At 70.3% G+C, this 23,560-nt stretch carries 17 protein-coding genes; 6 read left to right on the plus strand and 11 right to left on the minus strand.

The annotated features are described in order from the left end of the window. Positions 1-5 precede the first annotated feature (5 nt). A complete protein-coding gene (locus tag B0I29_RS08480) occupies positions 6-830 on the minus strand; it encodes a hypothetical protein (protein WP_146616746.1) in 825 nt (274 codons plus the stop codon). Positions 831-1,388: 558 nt separating this feature from the next. Between B0I29_RS08480 and B0I29_RS08485 the strand changes: the two genes are divergently transcribed. Beyond that, positions 1,389-1,649: a hypothetical protein gene (locus tag B0I29_RS08485; protein ID WP_220091296.1), complete on the plus strand. Its 261-nt coding sequence runs from the start codon at positions 1,389-1,391 to the stop codon at positions 1,647-1,649. 12 nt (positions 1,650-1,661) lie between these two features. After that, positions 1,662-3,380 carry an ATP-binding protein gene (locus tag B0I29_RS08490; RefSeq protein WP_111648335.1) on the plus strand — a complete coding sequence of 573 codons (1,719 nt, stop codon included), beginning with the start codon at positions 1,662-1,664 and terminating at the stop codon, positions 3,378-3,380. A gap of 209 nt (positions 3,381-3,589) precedes the next feature. On the opposite strand, the gene B0I29_RS08495 is transcribed toward B0I29_RS08490, so the two are convergent. Then, positions 3,590-4,744: an acyl-CoA dehydrogenase family protein gene (locus tag B0I29_RS08495; protein ID WP_111648336.1), complete on the minus strand. Its 1,155-nt coding sequence runs from the start codon at positions 4,742-4,744 to the stop codon at positions 3,590-3,592. Between the two features lie 217 nt (positions 4,745-4,961). Here B0I29_RS08495 and B0I29_RS08500 point away from each other — a divergent pair, with 217 nt between their 5' ends. Next, positions 4,962-10,070 carry an SCO7613 C-terminal domain-containing membrane protein gene (locus B0I29_RS08500; protein ID WP_111648337.1) on the plus strand — a complete coding sequence of 1,703 codons (5,109 nt, stop codon included), beginning with the start codon at positions 4,962-4,964 and terminating at the stop codon, positions 10,068-10,070. Here the strand turns inward: B0I29_RS08500 and purE are convergent. From purE to mca, 6 genes are all read right to left on the minus strand, one after another. Beyond that, positions 10,067-10,564 (minus strand): 5-(carboxyamino)imidazole ribonucleotide mutase, encoded by a 498-nt coding sequence (gene purE, locus B0I29_RS08505; protein ID WP_111648338.1) that lies wholly within the window; start codon positions 10,562-10,564, stop codon positions 10,067-10,069. The two genes, B0I29_RS08500 and purE, sit on opposite strands and share 4 nt — an antisense overlap. After that, positions 10,564-11,706: a 5-(carboxyamino)imidazole ribonucleotide synthase gene (locus tag B0I29_RS08510; RefSeq protein ID WP_111648339.1), complete on the minus strand. Its 1,143-nt coding sequence runs from the start codon at positions 11,704-11,706 to the stop codon at positions 10,564-10,566. Before B0I29_RS08510 ends, purE begins: the two co-directional genes overlap by 1 nt. A 294-nt stretch (positions 11,707-12,000) precedes the next feature. Beyond that, on the minus strand, positions 12,001-14,019 hold the full coding sequence (locus B0I29_RS08515; protein ID WP_111648340.1) for a thioredoxin domain-containing protein: 2,019 nt from the start codon (positions 14,017-14,019) through the stop codon (positions 12,001-12,003). A 23-nt stretch (positions 14,020-14,042) separates the two neighbouring features. Next, complete coding sequence (locus B0I29_RS08520; protein WP_245972345.1) at positions 14,043-16,547, minus strand: putative bifunctional diguanylate cyclase/phosphodiesterase; 2,505 nt, start codon at positions 16,545-16,547, stop codon at positions 14,043-14,045. 238 nt (positions 16,548-16,785) lie between these two features. Further along, the gene (locus tag B0I29_RS08525; RefSeq protein WP_375790629.1) at positions 16,786-17,157 is read right to left on the minus strand and encodes a hypothetical protein; all 372 of its coding nucleotides are present in this window, start codon (positions 17,155-17,157) and stop codon (positions 16,786-16,788) included. Then, entirely contained in the window at positions 17,154-18,035 is an 882-nt protein-coding gene (gene mca / locus B0I29_RS08530) for a mycothiol conjugate amidase Mca (protein WP_111648342.1), read from the minus strand. Before mca ends, B0I29_RS08525 begins: the two co-directional genes overlap by 4 nt. 111 nt (positions 18,036-18,146) lie before the next feature. Between mca and B0I29_RS08535 the strand changes: the two genes are divergently transcribed. Further along, complete coding sequence (locus B0I29_RS08535; protein ID WP_111648672.1) at positions 18,147-18,566, plus strand: DUF4307 domain-containing protein; 420 nt, start codon at positions 18,147-18,149, stop codon at positions 18,564-18,566. Between the two features lie 154 nt (positions 18,567-18,720). Further along, entirely contained in the window at positions 18,721-19,215 is a 495-nt protein-coding gene (greA, locus tag B0I29_RS08540; protein ID WP_111648343.1) for a transcription elongation factor GreA, read from the plus strand. 74 nt (positions 19,216-19,289) lie between these two features. Here greA and ilvA read toward each other — a convergent pair whose 3' ends face one another. Genes ilvA through B0I29_RS08555 form a run of 3 tightly spaced genes read right to left on the minus strand, consistent with a single transcriptional unit; the run spans position 19,290 to position 23,088 of the window. After that, positions 19,290-20,531 carry a threonine ammonia-lyase gene (gene ilvA, locus B0I29_RS08545; protein WP_111648344.1) on the minus strand — a complete coding sequence of 414 codons (1,242 nt, stop codon included), beginning with the start codon at positions 20,529-20,531 and terminating at the stop codon, positions 19,290-19,292. A gap of 25 nt (positions 20,532-20,556) precedes the next feature. Continuing rightward, positions 20,557-21,912: an amidase gene (locus B0I29_RS08550; RefSeq protein ID WP_111648345.1), complete on the minus strand. Its 1,356-nt coding sequence runs from the start codon at positions 21,910-21,912 to the stop codon at positions 20,557-20,559. Positions 21,913-21,936: 24 nt separating this feature from the next. Next, entirely contained in the window at positions 21,937-23,088 is a 1,152-nt protein-coding gene (locus tag B0I29_RS08555; protein ID WP_111648673.1) for a cystathionine gamma-synthase, read from the minus strand. 24 nt (positions 23,089-23,112) lie between these two features. Between B0I29_RS08555 and B0I29_RS08560 the strand changes: the two genes are divergently transcribed. Beyond that, complete coding sequence (locus B0I29_RS08560) at positions 23,113-23,559, plus strand: HIT family protein (RefSeq protein ID WP_111648674.1); 447 nt, start codon at positions 23,113-23,115, stop codon at positions 23,557-23,559. The last annotated feature ends 1 nt before the right edge of the window (position 23,560 follow it).

Genomic DNA, 23,560 nt, shown 5'->3' on the forward strand with positions numbered 1-23,560 from the left:
AATACTCAGGAATTGACCTTCGCCACCTCGGCCAGGATCTTCTCGTTCTGAGTCCGCACCTCGTCGAGTGCGGCCCTGTTCGCCTCGACCTCCCGCTGCTGGTAAGCCGTCTCCACCGCGGCCCGGGTGTTGACGTAGTTCACGTTGGTCTTGCACGTCACGTCGATGGTGGCCACCTCGATCTCCAGCCCGGTAGCGGCCTCGGTCGTGAACCTGGGGTCACCAGCGATCTCCAGCGGGTCGGGGTAGTCATGGCCGGCCGCTTTCAGACATTCCCGCCAGCCCTCGGTCGCCTTGCTGACCCGGCTGTCCGCCATCCCCTGCGCGTACGCCTTGTGACTCAGCGACTCGACAAGGTCGGAAAGTCCCCAGCCGCCCAGCCTCCGCGCCACCTCCTCGTTGCACCCGGCACCACCGTCCGGGCCGTTGAGGGTGACCTCCTGCTCCTCGGTCATCGTCTGCTCGACGGCGAGTCTGCGGCTGCGCTCGTCCTCTTCCGGATCGTGGTAGCCCACGGTCGCCGCCCGCTTCGGATCAGCCAGCCCGAACCGCTTCTCGTTCGGCCCCAGGAATCCGGGAATCGACGGCGGCAGCGGATAGGCGTACCCAAGCTTCTCCATGCATTGCTTCACCAGCCGCAGGCGCGCCTCGGTGAACTCCTGCTGCTGCCGACCGTCGAGCCGGTAGGCATCAAGCGGAAGTGCGAACGTCTTGACGTCACCCACCCGGAACGAGGAGTCAATCGAAGGCTCCGGCGAGGGCTGCTCCTCAGCGCCACATCCGGCGACGAGGGCCAGCATTGCCACTACAAGCAGTCGGTGTGTTCTCACGGACAGCAAGCCTGCCGATCAACACCTCGGCGGTCCACGTCCACATCAGACCGTGGCACGAATCAGTGACGAGGGCCCCGGCGCTTGAAGCGCCGGGGCCCAGGGCTAACGGGTTGGATACACCATCTACCGACACGTTCGTCGGGTTGTCTTTTCCGCGCTTGCCGCTGTGAGCGGGTTGCTGCGCGAGGATCGCATAAGCGTGACCGGAGACCACCTCACGTTCGATGGAGACTGCGGTGTCCACCCCAGAACCGGTACCGCGTCCTGACGGGCGGGCGATCCAACGGTGCTCGGCCCTCCCTTTCCTCTGATTCCTGCAGTGCTGTCGTGCCACCTGCCGGTGCCGGAGCCCCACGCGAACTTCATGGCCCCGCACACGTGCGGCAGATCCTGCCTCATCAAGCAGAGCCCCGAAAACCGCATCAGCCCTGCCTGCGTCTTCCACGATCTCCGTGTCCGACGAGAGAAACATTAGCCAACCCTCGCGAGAATGTCTAGTCCCGCCAACCCAGATTTTCTCGGCGGTTAGTCACAGACACCGGGTCGGACCTATCGATGATGGAAGCCCTCGGCTCCTACGGCAGACCGTTCCACCAGCGCGGCAAGGAAATGGCCCTCGGGCCGCTGAACCCGGCGGAGGTCGGTGAGATGCTCCGGCTGGACCCGGCCGCCGCCTTCGACGCGGCTCTGGTGACCGGCGACCTTCCGCTGATCTGCGCCAGCTGGCGGCATGACGGTGCGCCACGGTCTTCACACGGCTTCACATCACTTCACACATTCTTCGCACACTGCTTGCGAGGTGTGAAGCTCGGGTGATGAGATGGACTCATGAGCGCTGAAAGCGTCAGGGAAGCCCTTGCCACGTTGCGTCGGATGGGCGGCGAACCGACACGGATCGAAGCGAAACGTGCCGCAGGCGGGCTACCCAAGGCGGTGCGCGAGACACTGTCTGCCTTCTCGAACACCGACGGCGGGACGATCCTGCTCGGCGTGGACGAAGCGAGCGGCTTCAGCGTGGTCGAGCTCACCGACCCCAGCTCCCTCCGTGATGCGCTGGTGCAGATGTCACGAGACGACATCACACCCCCTCTGCAGATCAGCACCGAGATCGTCGACGTCGAGGACCAGCGGCTGGTCGTGGCCGAGGTCCCCCCGATATCGGCGGACCGGCGGCCCGTCTACGTCACCGCGCAAGGAATCTCCGGTGGTTCCTACCTACGCGGGGGAGACGGCGATCGACACATGACCGAGGCTGAGATCGCCCTCATCATGGCGGCCCGAACTCAACCGGCCTACGACCGCGAGGTCATCGACGGAAGTTCTGTGGAGGACTTGGACGAGGAGGCGATGCGGCGCACCCTGCGACGGGTTCGGGCCGGGTTCCCCAAACTCGCGCAGTCTGACGACACGACGGTCCTCTTTCGCCTGGGCATCACCGCCGGGCGTTCCGCGGACGCCCCGCTGACGCTGGCGGGGCTGTTGGCCTTCGGCCAGTTTCCACAGCAGTTCTTTCCCCAGCTGATGGTCTCGGTCGTCGTGCACAGCCCGGACTCCAGCTCCGGAACCCGGTTCCTCGACAACCAGACAGTCCGTGGCCCCATCCCTGAGATGGTCGAGACGACGCTGGCCATGCTTCGCCGCAACCTCGCGGTCCGAGCAGTCATCAGCGAGCACGGCTCACGCGTGGACGAAGTCGAATACCCCCTAGAAGCGGTACGCGAGGCGGTCGTCAACGCCCTGATGCACCGCGACTACAGCCCGGTAACCAGAGGCACTCAAGTACAGATCGAACTGTTCCCCGATCGCCTCGTCGTCCGCAGCCCCGGCGGACTCTACGGCGGAGTCATCGTCGACGAACTCGGCGAGGAAGGCATCTCGTCATCTCGGAACGCGGTACTGAGCAGTCTCCTCGCAGACACCTACCTCCCGTCATCGAACGAACTCGTGGCGGAAAACAGATCCTCAGGCATCCCCGCGATGCTGGCCGTGGCCCGGCGCCGAGGACTCCCCCGGCCGAGCTTTCGCAGCTCGATCGCCAGCTTCGTGGTCACCATGGCCCGGTCCGAACTCCTCAGCCCTCAAGTCCGCGGCTGGATCTCCCGGCTCGGGGCCCACCTGCCCACACAGGCACATCACCTCGCTCTCGCCATGCTGCGCGACGACTACCTGACCAACGAAATGCTCCGGCAGTGGGGAGTGGACCGCGTAGCAGCCGGCCAGGTCCTCCGCGACCTTGTCGATCAAGGATTGGCAGTGAAGGAGGGCGGCAGACGCTATGCGCGGTATGTCCTCGACCCCGCAGCCTCGGGCCGGTCACGAACTCCCGATCTCTTCTCGGCGCTTTCCCTTCAACCGCCGCCCGATGTTGCTCAAGCGCTCAAGGCACGTGGAGAAGCGACAGCAGGCGAGCTCGTTGAAATGACCGGGCTGTCCCGTAATGCCGTCCTGAACCATCTCCGCGCTCTGGCCAAGACCGAGACCATCGAGGTCGTCGGGCCTACCAAGAGCCCCAAACGTCGCTACCGTTGGGTTGCGCCCGAAGCCTGAGAAGCCCCGATCGCCGGCGTGCTGTAGCCGGATCCCCAGCCGCAAGGTTCGGGCACCGCAGTAGCCACGACCGTCCACGTATTTCCTGGAACCGGCGACCGACCCGCGCAAACCAGAGTTCGGGTCGAGTTCTCGTAGCCGAAAACGGGGCCGACTGTAGACAGTCGGCCCCGTTTTAAATCGCTCTGACCTGCGGAAACTCGCCTGCCTCAGCCCTTCAGGAGCTGCCGCGCCATCACGATCCGCTGGACCTGGTTCGTGCCTTCGTAGATTTGGGTGATCTTCGCGTCGCGCATCATCCGCTCGACCGGGTAGTCGCGGGTGTAGCCGTACCCGCCCAGGATCTGCACCGCGTCCGTGGTGATCTCCATGGCCGCGTCGGACGCGAAGCACTTGGCGGCCGCGCCGAAGTACGTCAGGTCCGCGTCGCCGCGTTCGCTCTTGCCGGCCGCCACGTAGGTCAGCTGGCGGGCCGCTTCGAGCTTCATGCCCATGTCGGCCAGCATGAACTGCAGGCCCTGGAAATCGGCGATCGGCTTGCCGAACTGCTTGCGCTCTTTCGCGTACCCAAGGGCGAAGTCGAGCGCGCCCTGCGCGATGCCGACGGCTTGCGCGGCGATGGTGACCCGGGTGTGGTCCAGGGTCTTCATCGCGGTGGCGAAGCCGGTGCCCTCGGCGCCGATGATGCGGTCGGCCGGGATGCGTACGTTGTCGAAGTAGACCTCGCGGGTCGGTGAGCCCTTGATGCCGAGCTTCTTCTCCGGCGCTCCGAAGCTGACGCCCTCGTCGGACTTCTCCACGACGAACGCGGAGATGCCCCGGGAGCGGGCGGCGGGGTCGGTGACCGCGAAGACCGTGTAGTACTCGGAGACGCCGGCGTTGGTGATCCAGCGCTTGACGCCGTTGAGCACCCAGTGGTCACCGTCGCGGACCGCGCGGGTGGTCATCGAGGCGGCGTCCGAGCCGGCGTCCGGCTCGGAGAGGCAGTACGAGAACATGCCCTCGCCGGCCGCGACCTTCGACAGATACTTCTGCTTGAGCTCCTCGGAGCCCGCGATGATCAGCGGCATGGTGCCGAGCTTGTTCACCGCCGGGATCAGGGAGGACGAGGCGCAGGCGCGCGCCACCTCCTCGATCACGATCGCGGTGGCGAGGGCGTCCGCGCCGGCGCCGCCGTACTCGACCGGGATGTGCGGCGCGTGGAAGTCGGACGAGCGCAGGGCCTCGTACGACGCCTTGGGGAACTCGCTGGTCTCGTCGGCCTCAGCGGCGTTCGGCGCGACGCGTGCATCACAGACCTCGCGCACGGCGGCACGAATGGTCTCGTGGTCCTCCGGCAGCCGGTATGCGTCGAAATCAGACATGACCTTAACCTTCCCTAAGGGGTCCCGAGGTCATGTTACCGGCGCGTAGCGCAGCCGATGCAACAGTCGGAAGTGTGCGGAAGATCCCCCTGCGAAGTAACCCCAGGAAAAGTGCCGGGTTCCGCGCCGTTTCCGTAGATCTCCACCCGGTTGAGACTGTTCTAATGAGGTGTCCGACCGGCATGCTCTAGTTACCAAGAGGAGTCGAGGAGGCCCCGTGGCGCAGGCTGACGAGTCCGGCTATGCCGACGATCTGGCTCGGATCGACGCCTCGATCGCGGAGCTGAAGATCAAGGACATGCAGGCCGCGTCCGAGCGGACCAAGATCGCCAGCAAGATCCAGGCCGCGCAGTTCCAGCGGGACATCCTGGCCCATGCGAACAAGGCGAAGGGCGCCAAGAGCAACAAGCGGTCCGCGCGGCGCCGGCCACCGGACGGCGGCGACTTCCCGCCTCCCCCTCCGCCGCCAGCGGCGGGCGGGCGCCCGCAGCACGACGACCCGCCGCCACCACCCCGGGGTGGCGACCGTGCCGCGCCGCGACCGAGCCGCAATCCACGGCCGGACCGCAACCCGCCGCCGCCCGACTGGGCCGAGCCCGGCGCCCGGCACACCGGTCCGCCCGGTGTCGCCACCGACGGCGTCACGCTGCTTGTCGACGATCCGCCGCCGACCGAGCGGGTCACCACCGCGCCGCGCCGGCCGCCGCCCGCTCCCCCGGGCCACCCGCCCGAGGCGTCCACCCAATCGGTGCAGAACATCCTGCTCGCCCTCGGCGCGCTGCTGCTCGGCATCGCCGCCGTGGTGTTCGCCGGTGTCGCGGTGGACAACCCGTTCGCGCGTACCCTGATCCTCGCGATAGCGACAGGCATCGCTCTCACCGTCGCGCCGGGCGTCGCCCGGCGGGGTCTCACCTCGACCGGCGAGACGATCGCCGCGGTCGGCCTGGTGCTGTTCCCGATGACGCTGTTCGCGCTGCACGGCAGCACGATCGTCGGCGGGCCGGACGTGCCGGTCGCGCTCTACCTGGGCATCACGTTCGCGATCACGGCGGTGGCGGGCTTCGTCTACGCCGGTGTCACCCGCCTGGCCGCTCCGCGGTACGCCACGGTCATCGCCACACAGCCGGTCGCGCCGCTTCTGGCGTACCCGATGATCCAGAGCCCGGCCGGCTGGGGCCTGGCCCTGACCGCCGTGGCCGTGCTCGACCTTCTGCTTCTCACCACCGTGATCCGGACCGGCCGGCTGGTGCCGCGCTGGCCGCTGGGCCGGCCGACGCCGGCCGACCGCGCGCCCGCCGAGATCGACCTGGATCCCGACGCCCCGCCGCGCCCGGAGTCCCACCCGGAAGAGCCCGACCTGATCATTTCCGGTCTGGCAAAGCCCCGGCGCCGGTGGCTGCCGACCCGGATCTTCCCCGGCCCGCGTCCCGAGGGCGCGCCGGCGGCCGGTTCGGTGCCGCTCGCGCCGCCGACCAGTCCGCCGTCCGCCGACTGGCTCCGCGAGCTGACGTTCGCGCTGCTCTGCTTCGCCTGCGCGGGCGCGCTGATCTACTCCTCGGTGGCCCTGCTGCAGGCCCAGGTGCTGGCGGACGCCCTGCGTTCCGGCCTGATCCTGGTCGCGGCCGCGCTCACCGGGGTCGCCGCCGCCCGGCTGCTGAAAAACCCGCTCGCCATGAACATCGCGGGCGCCGTTCTCACCCTCGCCGTCATCGGTACGACAGCCCGGTTGGCCGATGTCGTCGCACCCCGCTGGACCCTGGTGATCGCGGCGGCCACCGTCGCGCTCACCGGCGCGGTCGTCGGGCTGCTGGCCGAACCGATCCGCCGCGGCCCGCAGTACGCATCCACCGGCGCCCTGACCATTATCGGACTGATCGTCTCGATCGACGCGCTCCGCGCCGCGTTCGCCCCGGTTGCCGCTGCTCGCCCGATCTGGAACGCCGACACCGCCACTTACGCGCAGCAGCTCGCCGACGCGGTCGGTCCGTCCGGCTGGCTGCTGGCGTTCAGCGCACTGCTGCTCACCATCGCGGCGGCGCTCGCCCTGCCGTCGAGCATCCGGCACGAGGGCGCGGTGGCCGGCATCGCGCTGACCGCGCTCGCCGTGCCCGCCTCGCTCGGGCTGCCCTGGTCCGAGGCACCCTGGCCGCTGGTCCTCGCCGCGATCGGCCTGGGCGCGGCCGGCCTGTGGGCGAGCACCCGGCGGATCGCCTTCGCGCACATCATCGCGGCCGGCATCGTCGGCCTGTTCGGTGCGGCCGCTTCGCTGAGCGCCTCCTGGCTGACCGCCGCGGTGCTGACCGCGATCGCCGGCGCCGGCGTGATGGTGGCGATCGCCGCGCGGCAGATCCCGGTCCGTCTCTTCGCCTGGGTGATCGGCGACTGGGCCGCCGGTGCCGCCGCGCTCGCCATCCCGGGCGCCGCGGTGACCGCCGCCCTGGCGATCGCCGACACCGGCGGCGGGCCACCGGCCACCGCCCAGGCGACAGTGCCGGCGCTGGCAGCCGGGTTCCTCGCGGTGGCCGGCACCCTCAGCTACGCCGCCGTCTACCAGGTCGCCCGCCGGGAGATCAGCCTGCCGCTAACCCTGGGTACCGGGCTCGGCGCAGTGGCGATGGCCCTCGCGGCGCTCTTCGCGCCCGGTGCGGCCGCACCCGACATCTGGGTCGGCGCGCTGCTGCTCGGCGCCGCCGGGCTGCTGTTCTTCGCCAAGTCGATCGACGAGCGCGGCCGCAACGACCGGCTGCTGGACGGCGCGGACATCGCGGCCGCGGCCGCCACCGTGGCGATCTGCGGCGCGCTGGCCCGGGTCGCGGCGCTCGCCTTCCCGGACGCCTCGCTCGCCGTGGCCGGCGTCGTGGTGCTGCTGGTCGGGATGGCCGTCACCGTCCTTCCGGAGGACTGGAAACGCGGACCGTCCCGGGGGCTCGGCATCGCCGCCCTGGTGGTCGGCCTGATCGCCGGCGCACAGGCGGTGGTCGGCGGTCTGCGGATCCTGGCCGCGCCCGGCCCGATCTGGGCCGCCGACCTGAGCCGGTACGCGCAGGAGCCGCCCGCCGGCGCCTGGCAAGCACCGTTCGCCCTGGTCATGGTCGCCATCACGGCTGCCATCGGGATGTCCAAGCCGTGGTCGCACTACGCATCCGGCCTGGCCGCCGCGCTGGCGACAATCGGTGCGCCGTACGCGTTCGGCATGCCCTGGTGGGCCCCGCTGATCGTCGGCGGCGCGGTCGCCATCGCATACGGCCTGGCCGCCGTGGCCGCTCCTTCCCCGGCAGCCGCCCGGGCCCGGGCCGGCGTGGCCGCCGTGGTCCTCCTGCACACCGTGGCGACCTGCCTGGTCCGGCCCTGGGCGACCGCCCTCGGCCTGCTGCTCGTGGTGCTCCTCGGCGTGCTGGTCGCGGTGACCGCCCGGATCCCGATCCGGGGCACGGCCCCGGAGGCCCTGGAGTCCGAGGACGCCGAACTGCCGAAAAGCGCGCTGCCCCGCCACCGGGCACAGATCGGTGGCGCGGCCACCGGCGCGATCCTGCTCGCCCTGCCCGGTGTCTTCGCCGCGACCGCCGCCGACCAGGGTTTCCCAACCCCGGTCGTGCTCACCGCCGCGCTCGCCGCGTCCGCCATCGGCCTGGCCGTGCTGGCGGCGCTCGGCCAGTACATCCCGCAATACCTGCCGTGGGCCACGATCGGCCTGGTCCTGGGCGCCACGATCACCGCGCTCACCTCGGTGCCGAGCGATTACCCGACCGCTCTGTACGCGGCAGCGGCCGCCCTGCTCGGTGTGCTCGCCGAGCTGCTGCGCGGCGCTGTCCCGGCCCCGGTGCAGCGGGTGGCGCCGCTCGAATATCCGGCGCCACGATATGTCCGGGCCCGCCGCGGCACCCTGCGGTCGAGCGGCCTGACCGCCGGCGGGCTGGGCGAACGCTGGCTGGCCGACCCGGCGACCGGCGCGGTCTGGCTGGCGCTGCTACCGACCCTGCTGGCTCTCTTCTCTCTCGCTCCGGCCCTGCGGGCCGCCCTGATCGACCCGCTGAAGCAGATCAACGCGATCTGGGAGGGCCCGATCGCGGCGCTGGCCGTGCCGGACGCCGGGACCGTGGACGCCACCAGCGCCCTGGCCGCGATCCTGCTCACCGGCGCCGCGGCGCTGGCCGCGCTCGGTTTCGGCGGCAAGGCCTCCGAGACGGTCCCGGTGATCCTGCCGGGTGTGGCACTGACCCTGCTGATCACGCCGATCGCGCTGCACGCCGGGTTCCCGGCGGCGACCGGGGCGGCGCTGGTGGTCTTCACCATCTCGATGCTCGGCCTGGCGCTCACCCCGCCGCCGGCGGCCACCCGGGCGCCGCTGCTGCGGACCACGCGCAGCATCGTCTTCGTGGTCGGCCTGCTGGCCGGTGGTGCCGGGCTCGCCGGCAGTCTCGCCGAGGAGCCGCTGACCCTGTTCACACTGGGCAGTGCGATCGGAGTCGGGCTGGTCGCGGCGGTCGGTGGGCGTACCCAAGCAGCTCGGATCTTGGGTTGGCTTTTCGCCGCGCTGATGGGTCAGATGTTCGTCCTGACCGTGGCGATCTCGGCGGGGCTGGCGCGGCAGTGGGCGGCGTTCGGTGTGCTCGCGGTCGGTGCCGTGCTGCTCTCGCTGGAAGCGGCGCTGCCACGGCTGGGCCTGCCGCAGTACCGTGCCGAGGCGGTCACCGTCGAGTGGTGCGGTTACGCGTCCGCGCTGATCGCCGGCGTGCTGGCGTTCGACTCCCCCGCGCATCTGGCGGCGCTGCTGGCGGCCTGGGGTGCCATTCTCGGCCTCACCGCGTCCCGGCCGGACCGCACTCCGCAGCAGCGGCGCACGCTGTTCTGGGTCGCTGTCGGTTTCGAGATCGTCGGCTGGTGGCTGTTCATCGCGCTGGCCGAGGTCGCGGTCCCGGAGGCGTACACGCTGCCGTTCGCCACGCTGGCGCTCGCGGTCGGCGTGGTCGAGGCACACCAGCGGCCAGATCTGAGCAGCTGGGCGGCGTACGGTCCGGCGCTGATCGCCGCGTTCGTGCCGACGATGGGCATCGTGCTCGCCGACGCCGGTGGCGACACCCGTCCGGTGCTGCTGCTGCTCGGTGCGGTGGCGACGCTGATCGTCGGTTCGCGTACCCAGCAGCAGGCGCCCGTCGTGATCGGCACGATCGCGACCGTCTTCGCGGCGCTCTGGTTCGGCTTCAACCTGGTCGGGCCGTGGCTCGTGCTGGTGCCGGTCGGTGTGGTGCTGCTGTTCCTGGGCGCGACGAGCGAGAACCGCCGCCGCACCCAGGACATCAGGAACGTTCTTTCAAAGATGCGTTAGCCCAGCAGCTGGTTGCGGAGAGCAGCGTCCTTCTCCGCGACCAGCTTCTCCAGGCTCACCTGGAAATCGCTCATCCGCTGCCGCAGCACCGGGTCCGAAGCGCCGAGGATCCGCACCGCGAGCAACCCGGCGTTCCGCGCCCCACCGATCGACACCGTGGCGACCGGAACCCCGGCCGGCATCTGCACGATCGACAGCAGCGAGTCCATCCCGTCCAGGTGCTTGAGCGGCACCGGCACCCCGATGACCGGCAGCGGGGTCAGCGCCGCGACCATGCCCGGCAGATGGGCCGCGCCACCGGCGCCCGCGATGATCGTCTTGATGCCCCGGTCAGCGGCCGACTCGGCGTAATCGAGCATCTTGCGCACGGTCCGGTGTGCGGAGACGACGCCGACCTCGAACGGCACCTCGAACTCGGCGAGCGCGATCGCGGCGGCCTCCATGGTCGGCCAGTCGGAGTCGCTGCCCATGATGATGCCGACGACGGGTGCCATCAATTGCCTTCCTGAAGCCACTTCGCGGCCCGCGCGGCGCGCGCCCGCACTTCTTCCAACGAGGAGCCGAGAACCGTCACGTGCCCGATCTTGCGGCCGGGCCGGACCTGCTTGCCGTAGAGGTGCACCTTCGCGTCCGGCACCTCAGCGAACAGGTGGTGCAACCGCTCGTCGATCGAGATCCCGCCCGGCTCACCACCGAGCACGTTCGCCATCACGACGACCGGCGCGGTCAGCGTGGTGTCACCCATCGGGTAATCCAGAACCGCCCGCAGGTGCTGCTCGAACTGCGACGTCCGGGCACCCTCGATGGTCCAGTGACCGGAGTTGTGCGGGCGCATCGCCAGCTCGTTGACGACGATGCCGTCGTCGGTCTGGAACAGCTCGACGGCGAGCAGGCCGACGACGCCGAGCTCGTTCGCCAGGTCGATGGCGAGCTGCTGCGCGTCGAGCGCCAGCTCCTCGTCCAGGTCCGGCGCGGGCGCCAGCACCTCGACGCAGATGCCGTCCCTCTGCACGGTCTCCACCACCGGGTACGCCGCGACCTGCCCGAACGGCGACCGCGCCACGAGCGCCGCGAGCTCCCGCCGCAGCGGAACCTTCTCCTCGACGATCAGCGGAATGCCGGTCGACACCAGGTCAGCCGCAGCCTCGGGCGATCCGACCATCCAGACGCCGCGTCCGTCGTACCCACCGCGGGTTGCCTTGGCGACCACCGGCCAGGACCCGGCCGCGAAGGTCTCGATGTCCTGGGCCGTGCTCACCCTCGCCCAGCGCGGGACGGGCGCGCCGAGCGCCGCGAGGCGCTCCCGCATCATGCCCTTGTCCTGCGCGAAGACCAGCGCCTTCGACCCCGGGAAGATCTTCACACCCTCGGCCTCAAGCGCCTCGATGTGCTCGGTCGGCACGTGCTCGTGGTCGAAAGTGACCGCGTCGCACCCCTTGGCGAACTCACGCAGAGCGGAAAGATCGGTGTGCGTGCCGATCGGCACGTCAGCCGCGACGAGCGCGGCACTGTCATCAGGCTTCTCACTGAGCACACGCAGTGACTGGCCGAGAGAAATGGCAGCTTGGTGGGTCATCCGGGCCAGCTGGCCGCCACCCACCATGCCGACTACAGGCAGACCGGTTCGGGTATCCATCGCCAGGCCAGCCTAGCGACGCCACCCCAAAGACCGAAAATCAACCCCTTTCTTGGGTACGCCCTACGCCTCCCCAACCGCACCACGGGGCCGGCCGCCCTCCGGGCGCTACCGCCGGTGATCTCGGCCAAAGCAGGTCATCGCGAGTGCCCCACATCAGGCGTAAATTTCCACCATGCCGGCCGAACCGTTCATCAGGTCGCTCCCCATCCACGTGACGCCACCAACATGGTGACCATGCGCCGGCTCTCGGACGGCTCCTACCGAATTACGGAGGAAATGCCGCTGGACCAGCTACTGCGCCACGAGGGTTTCAGCCTGGCTCAACCGGGTGGTGAGGTCAGCTGCAGTGGTGACCGGGCGGTCGCACACGAAGCCCCGGCACACGTAAGCCGCCGAGGCCCCGCCGATCAGCGGCCGGTCGGCCAGCAGAGCCACACCCTCGCGATCCGGCTCCCCCGCGACGATCACGGTCCCGCCCGGCGCCTGCCTCCACGCCGCTTCCACCAGCGGATCCTCGTCCACCGGCCCCGCGGTGACGATCGCGATCTCGTACGGCCCGGTCAGCGCCGCCTCGGCCACCGCCGCCGCATATCCGGCGAACCGCGGATGTCCCCCGATCAGCGGCCCGGCAGTGGCGAGCGCCTTGTCGGCCGCCTCCCGATAAGCCGTCTCCCCGCTCAGCGCGGCGAACGACACCAAAGCCGCGCACAGCGCCGACAGCCCGGACGGCGTGGCGTTGTCGGTCGGGTCGGCCGGGCGGGTGAGCAGTTTCTCCGCGTCGTCGGCCGTGTCGTAGAACCCGCCGTCCCCGCTGGCGAACCGCGCCAGAGCGACATCGAGCAGCTCCCGAGCCAGGGACAGCCACCGAGGGGCGGCGGTCACCTGGAAGACCGCGAGGAACCCCTCGGCCACGCACCCGTAATCCTCAAGCACCCCGGCCGGTTCGCCCGCCACCCCGTCCCGGGAGACCCGCCGCAGCCGGCCGCCGACCAGGTGCCGGTCCGCCAGGACCTCGGCAAGCGCGATCGCGGCGTCGTGGGATTCCGCCGATCCGGTGAGCGCGCCGTGCTCGGCGAGCGCCGTGACGGCAAGGCCGTTCCACGAGGCGACCACCTTGTCGTCGCGGGCCGGCTGGGGCCGCCGCGCACGGGCCGCGAGCAGCCGGGAGCGCACGTCACGCCACCGGTCGACGATCGCCGGGTCGGCCTCGTCGATGTCCCGGGCCAGGACGAGGACGCTCGAGCCGTGCTCGAAGGTGCCTTTTTGCGTGACACGGAACAGGTCGGCGGCCCAGGTCCCGTCATCCGCGCCGAGCGCACCGATCAGCTCAGCGGGCGTCCACGCGTACGTCAGCCCCTCGGAGCCCTCGGTGTCGGCGTCCAGCGCGGACGCCAGGCCACCGGACGCGGTGCCGAGGTCACGCAACAGGAAGGCGGCCGTCTCGTCGGCGATCCGGCGGGCGAACAGGTCGCCGGTGAGCCGCCACAGCTGGGTGTAGACCCGCAGCAGCAGGGCGTTGTCGTACAGCATCTTCTCGAAGTGCGGCACGGTCCAGGTCTCGTCCACCGCGTACCGTGCGAAGCCGCCGGCCAGCTGGTCGTAGATGCCGCCGCGAGCCATCTGCTCGCACGCGTGCCGGACGATCTCGAGGGCCTCGGCCGAGCCGGTGCGCTCGTGGTGGCGCAGCAGGAAGAGCAGGTTCATGTGCGGCGGGAACTTCGGCGCGCCACCGAAACCGCCGCGCTCCCGGTCCTGCTCCTTCTCCAGCCCGGCGGCCGCGGCGGCGAGCAACTCGGCGGAGATCGGCGCGGTCGGACCGCCGATCATCTGCGCCCCGCCGACCGCCTCGACGACTGCCGCACCCTGCTTGAGCACGTCGTCACGCTGCTCACGCCAGGCGGTGCCGACGGACTCGAGCAGCTTGCCGAACCGCTCCCGCGGAAAGTAGGTCCCGCAGAAGAACGGGTCGCCGTCCGGGGTCGCGAAGACCGTCATCGGCCAGCCGCCCTGCCCGGTCATCGCCTGGGTCGCGGTCATGTAGACGGCGTCCACGTCGGGCCGTTCCTCACGGTCCACCTTGATCGAGACGAAGCCCTCGTTCATCTGCTTCGCGATCGCGGCGTCCTCGAACGACTCGTGCGCCATCACATGACACCAGTGACAGGCCGCGTAACCCACCGAGATGATCACCGGCACGTCCCTGCGGCGCGCCTCCTCGAACGCCTCGGCCGACCACTGCCACCAGTCGACCGGGTTGTCCCGGTGCTGCAACAGATAGGGCGACGTGGCATCGGCGAGACGGTTGGCCATGCCGCCAAGCCTCTCACGCCGGCTCAGGAAGCGCCGTCAGCCCGCAATCGGGTGACCGGGGCCGGCGCGTCCTCCATGAGCTGCGTGAGCGCCTGAACGATCTTGTCGGCCGGCATCGGTTTGCAGAAGTGATAGCCCTGCGCGGTCGGGCAGCCCAGCTCGATCAGGGCGGCCCGCTGCTCGATCGTCTCGATGCCCTCGGCGACGACCCGGACGCCGAGACGCGCGCCCAGCTCGACCGCACCGCGTACGACGGCGCCGGCGGCCGGCTTGTCGATCATCTCGTCCACGAACGACCGGTCGATCTTGATTTCGTCGACCGGGATCCGGGTGACCGAGGCAAGCGACGAGAACCCGGTGCCGAAGTCGTCGAGCGACATCTGCACGCCGGAGGAACGCAGCCGGGCCAGCACCTCGTCGACGACCTCCTGCTCACTGACCGCGACCGACTCGGTGATCTCCAGTACGAGGCGGGAGGCCGGCGTCCGATGCCGGCGCAGCGCCTCGGTGACCTGGGCCGGGAACGTCGGGTCGGTGAGGCTGCGCGCCGACACGTTCACCGAGACCGGGATGTTGATGCCGTTCGCCGTCCAGTCGGCGGCCGCGGCGAGCGCCAGGTCGAGCACCCGCCGGGTGAACGGGATGAGCAGCTCGCTGCGTTCCACAGCGGGCAGGAAGGCGCCCGGCGAGAGCTGTCCGCGGCGCGGGTGCCGCCAGCGGACCAGCGCCTCCACACCGGTCGGCGCGGCGGTCACCAGGTCGACGGCGGGCTGCAGGTGCAGCACGATCTGGTCGTCGGCGGCGAACGCGTCCTGGAGCTCGGCGAGCAGCGCCAGGTGGTCGGTGCTGCTGGCGTCCTGACTGCTGTCGTACGTCCCGACGGTGAGACCCAGCTCCTTGGCCCGGCCGACCGCGAGCGAGGCCCGCCGGAGCAGCTCGCTCACCTCGATCCGGCCCGGCTGCTCGGCCACGACACCGACGGTCACCTCGACGGCGAGGCGTACCCCGGCGACCTCCATCGGCAGCCGAAGCTGCTCGACCAGTTCCCGGGCCCGGCGCAGGGCCGGCGGCATCGAGCCACCCACCCGCCCGGCCGGCTCGCCGAGCGCGGCCATTGCCGGGAGCAGCAGCGCGAACTCGTCGTCCCCGGTACGCGCGACCAGCTCAAGCGGCCGGGCCAGCTCGGTGAGCCGTTCCGCGACCAGCCGCAGCACCTCGTCGCCGCCGCGGTGCCCGAGAGTGCGGTTGACCTCGCGGAAGTCCACCACGTCGAGCAGCAGCAGGGCGACGTGCTGACCCCGGTCGACCGAGCGCAGCAGCAGGTCGCCCTGGTCGGCGAAGGCGGACCGGTTGATCAGCCCGGTGAGCCGGTCATGCACCCGATCGTGCGCGGCGCGGGCGTCCAGCTCGGCGATCCGCTGGTGCGCGGCGGCGTCGTGCAACGCCCCGGCCAGCGCTTCCCCGTACGCCACGATGGCCGCCTCGTCCTGCGGCACCGGCATGCTGGGCTCGCCGAGCCAGACGGTGAGCTCACCGACCGGGTGCCCGGCGACCGCCATGCTGCGGGTGATGGCCGGCCCGGATCGGGCGGCGGTGGTGTCGTTCTGCCCGGGGCCGTCCTGCGAGTACCGCCGGTGGCCGCTGCCGAGCCGCACCTCCAGCTCGGCGCGGCGGGCCCCGAAGACGTCCAGGGCGCCGCGCAGCCCGGCCCGGGCCACCTCGGCCTCACTGGCGCCGGGAAGACGGGCGGTGGCGGTCGCGAAGGCCTCCCACATCCGGCGTTCCTCGGCGGCACGCAGGTGGAACCGGTACGTCCGGTGCAGCAGCCAGAGCGCGGGCCCGAAGGCGAGCAGCCAGAGCGGCTCACGGACCAGGGCGAAGACCACGCCGAGCCCGACCAGCACGTTGCCGACGGACATCGGCAGCTTGGCGTAGAGAACCCGGGTGGCGATCCGGCCCGGCGCGGCGTCGCGATGCAGCACCAGCGTGAGCACGACCAGGCCGAACGTGATCAGCAGGTAGGTGGCGGCGCCGGCGACCAGGGCGAGTGGCAGCCGAGCGCCGCCGATCGGGGCGTCGCCGGCCAGCAGCGAGGTGACCAGGGCGGCGCCGGCGACGCCGAGGGTCATCGAAGCGACCAGGTGGACGATCTCGGCCACGTTGCGCAGGCCGGTGAACCAGGCGAGCAGCAGCCAGGCGGCTCCGGTGCCGGCCAGGGTCGCGGCGGGCAGCCAGCCGGCCGGCGCCACGACGAAGCCGACCACCACGGCCGCTTCGGCCCAGCTGACCGAGACCGCGTCCGGTCCGAGACGGAACCGGAGGCCGGCCAGCTGCGCGATGGCCGCGAGGACGGCCGCGACGCAGATGCCGTCGACGGCGGAGAGCGGCCGGCCGGCCGGGCGGCTCACCGGCTGCAGGACGCCGAGCACGACGGCGGCGATGGCGGCCACCACGACGGCGACGGTCAGCAGGCGCACCGGACGCGGGCGGGCCAGCCACGAGGGGTTGTGGAACTGCTCGGCGGTCACGAGACAGTCCCACACAGCGCGTGCACAGGAAGATGCACGTGCAGATGCTTCGCGGAGAGTTCGCGCCGGAAAGGTGTCATCTCGGCGCCCCCTTCCGCGCAGGGTCCAGGGGCCGTATGGCCCCCGGCGGAAGGCTAAATCAATACCGATGAACGCAACAGGGCTTGACGGACCCGAGACCGGCACACTCGGCCCGGACGGGTCGACACCACCGGGTCGGCGCCGGGTGCCCGCGCCGTCAGGCGCGGGCCGCTCCGCCACCTGAGGTGGTGTCACGTTTCTCGTCGTCCACGCCCGCCACCTCGGGTTCCTCCAAGGTCACCGGAGCAGCCGATCGACCCGCTTCGACGTCGCTCGCGGCCGCGGCGCCGGAACGCTCGAGATCAGCATCGAGACGGGCGATCTCCGCCACACGTTCGCGATCGACCGGAGGCGAGAAACTGTCGGGAAGCCGACGAATGCGCTTGTTCATGTTGCGGATCAGCAGAACCGTGGCGACACACATGAGGACGATGAGGAACAGCCCCATCGGTCCGGCCAAGCCGCCCGAACGGGTGTCACCGAAGTTGTTGACAGCGAAGACGTCCACAGCCTCAGCGTACTGCCTCAGTGGGCGTCGACTTTCTCCCGGATGCCCGCGAACAGGTCGGACTCCGGAATCGGGCTGTCCACCAGGGAGCGCGCCAGCTCGAAGTCCTCGGTCGGCCACACCTTCTGCTGCAGCTCCAGCGGGATCTTGAACCAGAACCCGTCCGGGTCGACCTGGGTGGCGTGGGCGCGCAGCGCGTCGTCCCGGATCGAGAAGTAATCACCGCACTCGATCCGGGTGGTGAGCTTGTCGCCGCGGTCCTGCCGGTCGGACGCTTTCTCCAGCCACTCCGTGTACGGCGACTCCAGCCCCGCCGCCAGCATCCCCTCGTGCAGCGCCAGCATCCGCGCCCGGGTCCAGCCGGAGTTGTAGTACAGCTTCGACGGCTGCCACGGCTCGCCCAGCTCCGGGTAGAGCCCCGGGTCGCCGGCCGCGTCGAAGGCGATCACCGACACCTTGTGGCACATGATGTGGTCGGGGTGCGGGTACCCGCCGTTCTCGTCGTACGTCGTCATGACCTGCGGCCGGAACTCGCGGATCAGCTTGATCAGCGGCTTGGCCGCCTCGTGCGGGTCCTGGAGGCCGAAGCAGCCATCGGGCAGCGGCGGCAGCGGGTCACCCTCGGGCAGCCCGGAGTCGACGAAGCCGAGCCAGGCCTGGTCGACGCCGAGGATCTCGCGCGCTTTCACCATCTCGGCTCGGCGGATGTTGGCGATGTCCGCGAGCACCTCGGGCCGGTCCATCTTCGGGTTGAGCACGCTGCCGCGCTCTCCGCCGGTACAGGTCGCGACGAGAACCTGGACCCCCTCGGCGACGTATTTCGCCATGGTGGCGGCGCCCTTGCTCGACTCGTCGTCGGGGTGGGCGTGCACGGTCATCAGGCGCAACTGCTCGGCCACGTTATTACCCTCTCGACCAGGCCTGCCGACGGCGGCCCAGGATCGGCTGCGAAGATGGACTCTGCCATTCTGGCCGATCCCACCGACAACAAACGCACGAGAGGTCGTCAGGTGAGCGAGACGCACGCCACAGCGCCGGTCTTCCCCGCAGGCCGTTACGGCCGCCGCCGGGAAGGTTCACGCCGCCGCTGGCTGCCGATCCTCGTCACCGTGCTGTTCGGCATCGGTGTGGTGGCCCTGTCGCTGCAGTACTACAACAAGTTCGGCGAGGGCGATTACGACCCGCAGATCATCGGCTGGAGCGACCCGACGCCCACCGAGCTGGTCATCCAGTTCCGGGTCCTGCTGCCGGACGACGGCAGTGCCAGCTGCATGCTGCGGGCCCGCGACTACGACGGCTTCGAGGTCGGCCGCCGCGAGGTCGTCGTGCAGGCTCCGCCCGGTGGCGGCTCGGCCGAGGTCAGCGAGTCGGTGCCGACCACCGCGCAGGCTTCCGTGGGCGACGTGATGGGCTGCCGCGCCGGCGGTTGATCCACAAGCTGACGCGATTTCACCTTCCGGGCGGCGCGCATACCGCTGGTAAGCTTGGTGATTCGCTGCGTTGAACATGCTGCTTTTCTCGCGGTGTGTCCTGACCCTGCCCAGTTCTCTCAAGAACTGCCCAGTACCAGCAAGGAGATCGACCGTGCCCAGTTCCGAGGCGCCGAAGACCTGGCTCTCCCAGGACGCTTACGACCGGCTCCAGGCCGAGCTCGACGAGTTGATCGCCAACCGGCCCGCTATAGCCGCGGAGATCAACGCTCGGCGCGAAGAGGGCGACCTCCGCGAGAACGGTGGCTACCACGCGGCCCGCGAGGAGCAGAGCCGCGAGGAGGGCCGGATCCTGTACCTCAAGGAGTTCCTGCGCAACTCCGAGGTGGGCGAGGCCCAGGTCGCCGACTCCGTCACGCCCGGCTCGGTCGTCACCATCTACTTCGACGACGACCAGGCCGACACCGAGACGTTCCTGCTCGGCTCGCGCGAGATCTCCTCCACGACCGACCTCACCGTGTACAGCCCGGAGTCGGCCCTCGGCAAGTCGATCCTGGGCGCCCGCTCCGGCCAGACCGTGACCTACACGGCCCCCAGCGGCGCCGACATCAAGGTCACCGTCGTCAAGTTCGGCGCCTTCGAGGGTTAAAAACCCCTACACGCTTCATCGGGCTCGCGGCGGGATTCCTCCTGCCGCGAGCCCATTTCTGTCCGCAACGGCGGTCAGGGAGTGGCGTCGGCCAGCAGGGCCACTCGGTAACCCGCGTCGCGCAGGGCGCTGATCAGCGCCGACGAGTGGGCCGGCCCGCGGGTCTCGACCGAGAGCGCCACCTCCACCTCGCCGAAGCTGAGCCGGGGGCTCTGCCGGGAGTGCGAGACGTCGACGATGTTCGCCCGCTGCTCGGCGATCTCCCCCAGCAGCCGGGCCAGCTGCCCCGGCCGGTCCGCGCAGCGCACCGCGAGCCGCAGGAACCGCCCGGCCGACGCCAGCCCGTGCTCGATCACCCGGAGCAGCAGCATCGGGTCGATGTTGCCGCCGGAGAGGATCGCCACCACCGGCCCGCCGCGCGGAGGCACATATGCCCCGGTCAGCAGGGCCGCGACAGCCGCCGCACCGGCCGGTTCCACCACGGTCTTGTGGCGTTCCAGCAGGATCAGCAGAGCCGCCGACAGATCCTCGTCGGAGACCGTGACGACCTCGTCGACCAGCTTCTCGACGTGCGCGAACGTGAGGTCGCCGGGACGCAGGACGGCGATGCCGTCCGCGATCGTCGCGCCTGCCGCAAGCTTCTGCGGCGCGCCGGCGGCAAGCGAGGGAGGGTACGCGGCCGCGCCACTGGCCTGGACCCCGATCACCCGGATGTCCGGGCGCAGCGCCTTGGCCGCCACCGCGATGCCGGAGATCAATCCGCCGCCGCCGACCGCCGTGATGATCGTGGCGGCGTCCGGGCACTGTTCCAGGATCTCCAGCGCCACCGTGCCCTGGCCGGCGATCACGTCGGGGTGGTCGAACGGGTGGATCAGGATCGCACCGGTGCTGCGGGCGAAGTCGTGTGCCGCTTCCAAGGCGTCGTCCACGCTGGTCCCGGCGTACTCGACCGCCGCGCCGTACCCCTTGGTGGCCGAGACCTTGGGCAGCGGCGCGCCCTCCGGCATGAAGACCGTGGCCCGGGTGCCGAGCAGGCCCGCCGCGAGCGCCACACCCTGCGCGTGGTTGCCGGCGGAGGCGGCGACCACGCCGCAGGCGCGCTCGTCATCGGAGAGCCGGGCGATCCGGGTGTACGCGCCGCGCACCTTGTACGACCCGGCACGCTGCTGGTTCTCACACTTGAGCCAGACCGGAACCCCGGTGATCTCGGTGAGCGGCCGGGAGGTGATCAGCGGCGTCGTCTTGGCCACGTCGGCCAGCAGTTCGCGGGCGGCTTCGACGTCGGAGAGGGAGAGCAGGTCCAGTGGTGCGGTCATGGGCACCAATCGTGCCACTGCCCTCTCAGACCAGGTTCTGCCGCTGCCAGGGGTTCTGAAGTTCGAACTGCCCGGCCACCGCGAGCAACAGCATCTCCGAGTCCGGCGGGCCCACGAGCTGGACCGCGAGCGGCAGCCCGTCCGGCCGGGAACCGACCGGCACCACGATCGCCGGCAGACCGGAGTAGTTCCACGGTGCCTGGTACGGCGCGTACGCCGCGTTGGCCTGCATGTTCTTCCACCAGGAGATGCCCGAGTACAGCACCGCGGGCGGCGGCGCGGTGGCCAGCGCCGGGGTGAGCAGCAGGTCGATCGAGCGGTCGGCGAAGAACCGGATGCACCGCTCGCGCCACGCGTCCCGCTGCGACTGGCGGACCAGACCGGCCCGCATCGCGGCCTTGCCGAGCGCGATGTGCCGCCGGGTACGCGGCTGCAGGTCCTCGACCGGCAACCCTTCCGAGTTCACATAAGCGCCGGCGAACCAGGTGGCGAGCACCCCGAGCGCCACACCCGCCGGGTACGTCGGGTCGGCGGTGACCGTGTCGTGTCCCGCCGCGGTGAGCAGTTTCGAGGCCGTGGTGACCGCGCCGACGTTCGGCTCATCCGGTTTCACGCCGGCGACCGGTGAGCGCAGCGAGATGCCGACCCGCAGCCGGCCCGGCTCCTTCAGCGTCTGCGGGGTCAGCCCGGCCAGCACCGAGAAGCCCAGGGCGGCGTCGGCGACCGTGCTGGTCAGCACGCCGTTCTCGACCAGGCCGAACCAGTCCTTGTCACCGAAGTCGACAGGCACCACGCCACGGCCCGGCTTGAGCCCGACCAGGCCGCAGCAGGCCGCCGGGATCCGGATCGAGCCGAGTCCGTCGTTGCCCTGCGCGATCGGCACGAGCCCGGCCGCCACCGCGGCCGCCGAGCCACCGGACGATCCGCCAGGGGTCCGCTCCAGGTCCCACGGGTTGCGAGCGGCGCCGCTCGCGTCGTCGCTGGTCGCCCAGAGACCCATCTCCGGCATTTTGGTCACCCCGACCACGACGGCGCCGGCTCCGCGCAGCCTCCGGACCACTTCGTGGTCCTCTTCAGCCACCTCAGGGGTACGCGCAGCAGCGCTGCCGTGCCACGTCGGAAGCCCGGCCACAGCGGTGTTCTCCTTGACCGCCACCGGCACACCGGCCAGCGGAAGGTTCGCCAGGTCCTCCTGGTCGTCAACCTTTTCCGCCTCGGTGATCGCCTCGACGCCACGAACCACCCGGAACGCGCCCAGCTCCGGATCGGAGATGGCGATCTGTTCCAGATGGTCGGCAACGACCTGGGTGGCACTCGCGTCGCCGCGGCGCACCGCACGTGCGATCTGTTTGGCGGTCGCTCCCACCCAGGTCGTCGTCATCGCGCAGATTCTCCAGCGTCGGTCTTATCCGAGTGCCTGCTCGAGGTCGGCGAGCAGATCGTCAACGGTTTCGATGCCGACAGACAGTCGCACGAGATCGGCGGGAACTTCAAGCGCTGAGCCCGCAGCCGACAGATGTGTCATCTGTCCCGGGTGCTCAATGAGCGATTCGACTCCACCGAGCGACTCCGCGAGCACGAAGAGCTTCGCCCGGTTGCAGATCTCGATCGCCTTCTCCGCACCGCCGGCCGCGCGGAACGACACCATGCCGCCGAACCGGCTCATCTGCTTGGCCGCGACCTCGTGCCCGGGGTGCGTGTCCAGACCCGGGTAGAGGACCTGGGACACGGCACGGTGCTCGCTCAGGTAACCGGCGATCCGCTCCGCGTTGTCACAGTGGCGGTCCATGCGTACCCCAAGGGTCTTGATCCCTCGAAGGGTGAGCCACGCGTCGAAGGGGCCGTTCACGCCGCCCATGGCGTTCTGGTGGAAGGCCAGCTCGTCACCGAACCCGGTGTCCGCGGTGATCAGCGCGCCGCCCACCACGTCGGAGTGCCCGCCGATGTACTTGGTCGTCGAGTGGATCACCACGTCGGCGCCGAGGGCGAGCGGCTGCTGCAGGTACGGCGAGGCGAACGTGTTGTCCACGGCGAGCAGCGCGTCGTACTCGTGCGCCAGGCCCGCCAGCAGCGGGATGTCGGCGATGTTGAGCAACGGGTTGGTCGGCGTCTCGGCCCAGATCAGCCGGGTGTGGCCGGGCCGGAACGCGGCACGCACCGCGTCGATGTCGTCCAGCGGCACGGCGGTCCAGTCGAGGCCCCACCGCTCCGCGACCTTCGCGAAGAGGCGGTACGTGCCGCCGTACGCGTCGTTCGGGATCACGACGTGGTCGCCCGGCCGGCAGACCGTACGCAAGAGGGTGTCCTCGGCCGCGAGACCGCTCGCGAAAGCGAGCCCGCGCCGTCCGCCCTCGATCGCCGCGAGGCACTCCTGGAGCGCGTCCCTGGTCGGGTTGCTGGATCGGCTGTACTCGTAACCCAGGCGAGGGGCGCCGACGGCGTCCTGGGCGTACGTGCTGGTCTGGTAGATCGGTGGCACTACCGCGCCGGTCCGCGGATCCGGATCCTGGCCGGCGTGGATGGCAAGGGTGTCGAACCCGTACTGGTTAGCCGTCATGTAGCGCAAGGCTAGTCTCACGTGGTGGCGGACTGCGTGTTCTGTGGCATCGTGGCGGGCACCGTCCCGGCATTCATTGTCGCCTCGGTCCCGGCCGGGGTGGCTTTCCTGGACATTCGCCCGGTTTTCAAGGGTCACGTCCTGGTTGTTCCACGGGCACACGTGGTGCAGCTGGCTGATTTGCCGGCCTCCGAGATACCCGGGTACTTCCGGTTTGTTCAGCTGCTCTCCGTCGCCGTTCCCGCCGCGCTCGGCAGTCAGGGCACCTTCGTCGCGATGAACAACATCGTCTCCCAGTCGGTGCCGCACCTGCACAGCCACGTCGTCCCGCGTACCAAGGGTGATGGTCTGCGTGGGTTTTTCTGGCCGCGCCACAAGTACGCGAGCGATGACGAGGCGGGTTCTTTCGCTTCCAAAGTTGGTAATGAATATCGGTCTCTCGACGTTGCAGAAGGTGGACGAAGGGAGTAAC

Source organism: Actinoplanes lutulentus, assembly GCF_003259845.1.
Lineage (GTDB): Bacteria > Actinomycetota > Actinomycetes > Mycobacteriales > Micromonosporaceae > Actinoplanes > Actinoplanes lutulentus.

What these genes read in the sequence shown, in the direction of transcription:
- B0I29_RS08510 (WP_111648339.1), bottom strand. Translation starts at nt 11,706, where the DNA reads ATGGATACCCGAACCGGTCTGCCTGTAGTCGGCATGGTGGGTGGCGGC.
- B0I29_RS08550 (WP_111648345.1), bottom strand. Translation starts at nt 21,912, where the DNA reads ATGACGACGACCTGGGTGGGAGCGACCGCCAAACAGATCGCACGTGCG.
- B0I29_RS08485 (WP_220091296.1), top strand. Translation starts at nt 1,389, where the DNA reads ATGATGGAAGCCCTCGGCTCCTACGGCAGACCGTTCCACCAGCGCGGC.
- purE (WP_111648338.1), bottom strand. Translation starts at nt 10,564, where the DNA reads ATGGCACCCGTCGTCGGCATCATCATGGGCAGCGACTCCGACTGGCCG.
- B0I29_RS08495 (WP_111648336.1), bottom strand. Translation starts at nt 4,744, where the DNA reads ATGTCTGATTTCGACGCATACCGGCTGCCGGAGGACCACGAGACCATT.
- B0I29_RS08555 (WP_111648673.1), bottom strand. Translation starts at nt 23,088, where the DNA reads ATGACGGCTAACCAGTACGGGTTCGACACCCTTGCCATCCACGCCGGC.
- B0I29_RS08515 (WP_111648340.1), bottom strand. Translation starts at nt 14,019, where the DNA reads ATGGCCAACCGTCTCGCCGATGCCACGTCGCCCTATCTGTTGCAGCAC.
- ilvA (WP_111648344.1), bottom strand. Translation starts at nt 20,531, where the DNA reads ATGACCGCACCACTGGACCTGCTCTCCCTCTCCGACGTCGAAGCCGCC.
- B0I29_RS08490 (WP_111648335.1), top strand. Translation starts at nt 1,662, where the DNA reads ATGAGCGCTGAAAGCGTCAGGGAAGCCCTTGCCACGTTGCGTCGGATG.